This is a genomic window from Tolypothrix sp. FACHB-123 (assembly GCF_014697075.1).
Classification (GTDB): Bacteria; Cyanobacteriota; Cyanobacteriia; order Cyanobacteriales; family Nostocaceae; genus Aulosira.
This window is the reverse complement of sequence record NZ_JACJRE010000131.1, coordinates 1-5316: the sequence shown is the minus strand read 5'-3', so window position 1 is coordinate 5316 and position 5316 is coordinate 1. Positions and strand designations below refer to the sequence as shown.

Sequence of the window (5316 nt, the reverse complement as noted above, 5' to 3'; positions counted from 1 at the left end):
TAGAAGGTATCAATAACAAGCTCAAGCTAATAAAACGCTCGGCTTATGGATTTAGAAACTTTGAAAACTTCCGAATTAGATGCTTGTTAAACTGGCATTTTAATTGTTAGTTTAGCATAACAAGTACTAAAGAACCATAAAAATTAAGTGTTGGCACAATAAATATCAACAAACCATTTACCTAAATTCGGAAATTTTTCATGTGTAGAGTTAGTTAGACGGTCTATCTGTTCTTCGATAGCAGACATAGCTGACTTGGTAAGTTTAACCCCAGTCTCATAAGTTTCTTTTACTAACTTAACTACAGGATGCTTACCTTTCCATGTCATATTTTTAGCAAAGTTTAAAGCTGTTTCAACTTCGTCTAAAATACTGCCGTTCCAAGAATTTTCTAATATACCCCATACTCGCTCAATTGGATTATATTTGCTGTGGTAGGGTGGATAGTAGGCTAAACGAATATTAAGTTGATTAGATTGAGCGAACTGTACTATACGCTTCATGAACTGGGTACGTCGCGAATTATTCTCTCCGCCATTATCTTGGTTAAGAATTAGTGTTTTTATATCTGGAAACCGCCAACTCTCACTTTTCCAAAAATCTTCCAAGACATCAATAATGAAATCACTCGTTACCTGAGACTCTGTAAAATATAAAAATAGTTCATCTAACTCTGGCAGGAAGATACCATAAGGCGTTACGGTTGTTTTTGGATTATAATTATGGTCTTCTGTTTCAGTTATAACTCGGTTTTTACCTCCTCTATCAAAACAACCAATATCAACGCGAGCTTTGGCATCAAGACTTAGACGTAAAATACTTTTGGCATCAAGACTTAGACGTAAAATACTTTCGTCATCCACAGCTGATTGATTAACTATTGCTAGTTGTTCAAAGATTGCATCAGTTTCCGGGATTTTTTTTGAGGTAAAACTTTTGCTACCCGTTTGAGTCGATAACCTAAATAATTCAATTTAATCCGAATCGTTTCTTCGGTTGGTAACTGTTCATCAGTATAATCCAACTTCTCAATTAGTAGTTTTCGGATTTGACTTGCTGTTAAGCGTGTATACAATCTCTGGCTTTTAAAGCTAGGGTCTGTTTGGCTTTGAGAATCCACTAAGTTTTTAATATCTTCTAAAAAGTTTGGTAAGTGTTCTTCTGCTTTCCATCGCCCTCTAAAAGAATAATTATCTACACAAGTAATCCCGCTACTCAATTCTTTAATTCCTTTACGAATAGTATTTCTATCCCAACCCAATTCTTTTTGAGCTAGTAGTTGTCCTCCATAACCTAATTCCATTACAATTTGTGCTTGGAAACGCCGTCGGGCTGCTCCTTTGAGTTGGCTTGCTGTTTCCTTGAACACTTTTTTGACTGAATCAGTTAATTCTATCAACACTCTCTTTCACCCAAAAATTTCCCTCCAAATTGAATTTACTACAAAAAGGGGGAAGGAGAAGCAGCCTGCGGCTGCTTCTCCTTCCCCCCTCAGAATGATTATCATTATTGTATTTGGTGATTTTATTCCTTGGAAGTCCCTTGGGCTAGTAGCTGGGCATACTCGGTATCGGTCATACTGAGGTCGTGAGTTTCGTTCATAGGGGTTGGGGTGATGGGGTTGGGGGCAATCGCAAGTGTAAGTATCGAAATTACCAATCTTAAAAAAGATTCAAAAATTCTGTAACGACTTCTAAAGGATGGTTATAACACTCACTTGCATTAAATCTAACAGTCCGAATACCATCACGTAATAAGACTCTATCCCTTCTATAGTCTCTAGTTTTTTGTGATGCTTGCTGATGATGTTCTCCATCAACTTCTAAAATCATACATTTTTGTTTATAAAATACTAAAAAATCTATTTCTACTCTTTCCTTTAATTGATTATTACCAAGCTCATGTTCATGTTGCCAACCTATAAATGCCAGCACGTCTAGTCCGTAAGTACTGTAAGGTAAGCTGTATTTTAGTACACCAGTAGCGTAGTAATGTTTACCAAAATGTGTGCAACTGGAATTGGTACATTCTTTACTCTTGCCTGCCACAAATACTGCACCATCCATTGTTTGAACGGTTTTACGCATGTGTCTTGGTCTGCGTAGCGCTAATTCTGCCCCACAATGCACGCACTCGATGAGCGAACATTCTAATACTATTCGTTTAATATTACTGAATTTTCGTTCTGGGCGATGGCGAGGCAACTTTTCTATCACTAATTTTTTACTGCTGCTAGGTGCTTTCCTCAGCTTACCTGCTTTGTATACCAATTAGATAGCTAGGGGGTACACCTTGAAAAACTGGTACTGAACAATTGTTAACTCCTAACCATTTAGCTATGGGAAACACCACAGGAGCGTAAACACAACTATTAGGGAGGTTAGGAACTACAGAAATTATCCATTGGCTAAACATTGTTTGATGGTAAGCACTTTGAGAAGTAGGACTATTAGATATTTCTACCCAATTACTGCCTTCTCGACGTTTCCATTTATCGTTGTATGCAGTAAATAAACCCTTTCAAGTCTTGATTTCCAATAAGAAAATGCCTTGTGTACCGATGATTAAGTGGTCTATTTCTGTTAAACCGCCTGAATTATTAGTGGGTATTAAGGCATTATTGAACATTACCCAAGTATCTGGGAAGCATTGAAAGATTGCTGATATGCCCCACTCTCTCATACTGCCTTGTAATTGATTTTTGGCTTATTTAAATTCATACAAAAATGAACCTAATTCACCTAAACCACTATTACCTAAGACTTGATTAATTTCTTGATGGGCAGCAGATTTTTTAGCATTTATTTTTTGTTGAAATGCTGCTCTCAGCATTGGTGACTGTTGCAGAGTTTTCATAGTAAATTGATGATTTTTATACTTTTATCAATTCATGTACACCTTGCCATTTTTGTTGTGTCACCTTGTAATTTGTACAGTTAGGCTGATGTACAGTAACAAATTAAATGGCGTTGAGACAAATTTATGTCATTGACTTAAGCCTTACTAACTCTAGGCTTGCAACTATTTGTGTTGACATAACTGGTAGGTTGCTTGTACTAATTCTAAGCTTGATAGTAGAGAGTGCAAGCTAAATACCGTTAACGACATTAATTTGACACAGTGACAAATAAAAAATCACTGCACAAAATTGTCCCTAAAAAATCATTCTTTATATTTATTTAAACACTCAATAACACGGATTGGCGAACCCGTATAACAACTAAAATCAGACTCAGCACTACAACCACGACCTACAGCTTGGCAAAGACGTATTAAAGTATCTTCACCCACTACTCCATCTGCTTTTAAAACTGATGCAAATTCACTACCTTTAATGGTACGGTAATCTTTTTGGAACTTAAGTACAGACGCTTCTACTTTAGAGTCAAAAAGGTTTGTAGTTGGGTATTGATAATAACCAGCTTTTCTTAAATCTTCAACTAAAACATTAATTAATCGTCCTGAATTACCTTGTTTAAAACAATAGGGAGTAGGGGCTTGTTTGGTGACATATTTACATCTGGAATACACCGCTAATGCTGTATCATTGGCTAGAAATTTTTTGAAGTCTGTTTTAACACCTGATGAATATTCCAAAATAGTTCTTGGAGTCGAAGCCAGAATTAGAGGCGAATCTGTATATCCATGACTTCCATAACGAACCCGTGACCACTTTTCTGTTCGAGTTGTATAGTCAAAGAATCGAGTTGCTATGTCACGCCATCCTTGGTTACTGGTCGTCAAAACTCCGATTGATGGTTCATTCCTTAAGCCAGCAACAGCCGAATATCGGTCAGTTTCATGAGCAGAAATTTTTCTATATTTGTTACCGACTTTCGTGTATATAAAAATTGGACAACTACGGTTACTACAAATTATTCCACCTATTGGATATAAAATTGCTTCCTTGACACGATCATTGTTGAGGTCAACAAAAAAAACTCTGTGGTCTTTGCTGTCCTTGTAATAATCACTAAAATTCTCCCGATACTGCCAAAAATCTTGACGAATAGCAGCTATGAGGGCTGATGGTAACTCCTGCTGATTCAAGGAAACAACTGCATTGCTAGTTAATAAAGATAAAACGACAGCCAAACTAAATATTAATGTAAACAAAAAATTCTTTCTCATTTTTAGCTCCTGAATAGCGATGGCTGCGCCGACCGTAGGTATCGCATATTTTATTCAATGGGGTAATATTTGGGATTGCCTTGAAATATCCAGTATGCCTGTTTCGTAAATTTCCTCGCTTGAATGGGAGCGATAGCTCCTATTGCTAGCTTTCCCATAAAGGGGGAGCGATCGCTATCATTTCACTTCTAAGTGTTTCATCAAGTTAGCAGTTGTGGAGGTGGGGCGAAATGACTCTCTGTTAGATAAAAATGTTAGCTGGTGGAATTTTGGTTTAGGTAAGCGGGAGTCTACACAGCCTTCACCATTCCCTCTACTAATGCTCTTTGCCTCCCTTGCTTCACTGACTTTCACTACTAAATCAGTAAGACCATCTTTATTAGTATCCTGAGCTAGAAAATCTTTGATTTGCACTTCATAATATGGTGGACTACAACTGCCTGTGTTAGAACCAACTTTTAACAAATTAGTTGTTGTGGTTTTAGTAGAACCAACTACTATGGCATCAAGCCATTCTGTTAAATAACCTTGTCCAGTGTAAGAACCTTGACACGCAAGGGAATGACGACCTGTTCGATTGGGGATTTTCAGACAAATATTTGAGCGAAATCCACTTTCATATCTCACTCTAGACCAACCATTATTAGTGCGGCGCAGTAAGACAGTACCTCCCCAATTGCCAGCATGGGGTTCACAGTCACCCAAGTCAACCAATGCTTCATGAGTATCAGCTTTAGTAAATCTGCCGTAGACAACTGATGTTAACGTACCACCGCTACCGCCACTAGAACCTGTAAAAGATGGGCAGACTTTACAAGATAATTTACCTTTTTCTTGATTAACATTGCTAGCACCACATACACTTTGAGCGAGTGCAATAGCATCTTTTTGAGATGGGATTACACTATCTTTTTTAACTTCTTGTGCTAATGTTCTGGTAGCAACAACTTGAACAACTAATACTGTGTTTATCAGTAGGATGTATTTAAGTAGTTTCATTTTGTGTAACTTTGTAGTTTGCTGCCCCTACGAGAGGCGATCGCACCCCTCACATTTCCTCTAAGAATCAGATTTAAAGCACTAATAAGCTGTTCAGCATTTAAATAGGGTATAATAAAAAGCCGAATTCAGTCAAAAAATGGAATAATGCCAGCAAAAAATCATTTAACTTCCCAGCAAATAGAG

The 5316-nt window shown here is 37.3% G+C and carries 6 protein-coding genes and 1 pseudogene; 1 reads left to right on the top strand and 6 read right to left on the bottom strand.

Annotated elements, in window-relative coordinates; all coding sequences use genetic code 11:
- Positions 1-110 (top strand): transposase (locus tag H6G41_RS34095; protein ID WP_190749769.1); only part of this gene is annotated, 110 nt, incomplete at its 5' end.
- Between the two features lie 33 nt (positions 111-143).
- Here the strand turns inward: H6G41_RS34095 and H6G41_RS34090 are convergent.
- From H6G41_RS34090 to H6G41_RS34065, 6 genes and pseudogenes are all read right to left on the bottom strand, one after another.
- Positions 144-1303 (bottom strand): annotated as a pseudogene (locus tag H6G41_RS34090) (ISAzo13 family transposase).
- Positions 1304-1661: 358 nt separating this feature from the next.
- Entirely contained in the window at positions 1662-2087 is a 426-nt protein-coding gene (locus H6G41_RS35545; RefSeq protein WP_242038155.1) for an endonuclease domain-containing protein, read from the bottom strand.
- 433 nt (positions 2088-2520) lie between these two features.
- Complete coding sequence (locus H6G41_RS36555) at positions 2521-2682, bottom strand: nuclease-related domain-containing protein (protein WP_190752774.1); 162 nt, start codon at positions 2680-2682, stop codon at positions 2521-2523.
- Between the two features lie 24 nt (positions 2683-2706).
- A complete protein-coding gene (locus tag H6G41_RS34075; RefSeq protein WP_190752772.1) occupies positions 2707-2856 on the bottom strand; it encodes a hypothetical protein in 150 nt (49 codons plus the stop codon).
- Positions 2857-3162: 306 nt separating this feature from the next.
- Positions 3163-4131 (bottom strand): peptidoglycan-binding protein, encoded by a 969-nt coding sequence (locus H6G41_RS34070; RefSeq protein WP_190752770.1) that lies wholly within the window; start codon positions 4129-4131, stop codon positions 3163-3165.
- Between the two features lie 177 nt (positions 4132-4308).
- Positions 4309-5130, bottom strand: coding sequence for a hypothetical protein (locus tag H6G41_RS34065; protein WP_190752768.1), 822 nt, complete (start codon positions 5128-5130; stop codon positions 4309-4311).
- Positions 5131-5316: the final 186 nt, after the last annotated feature.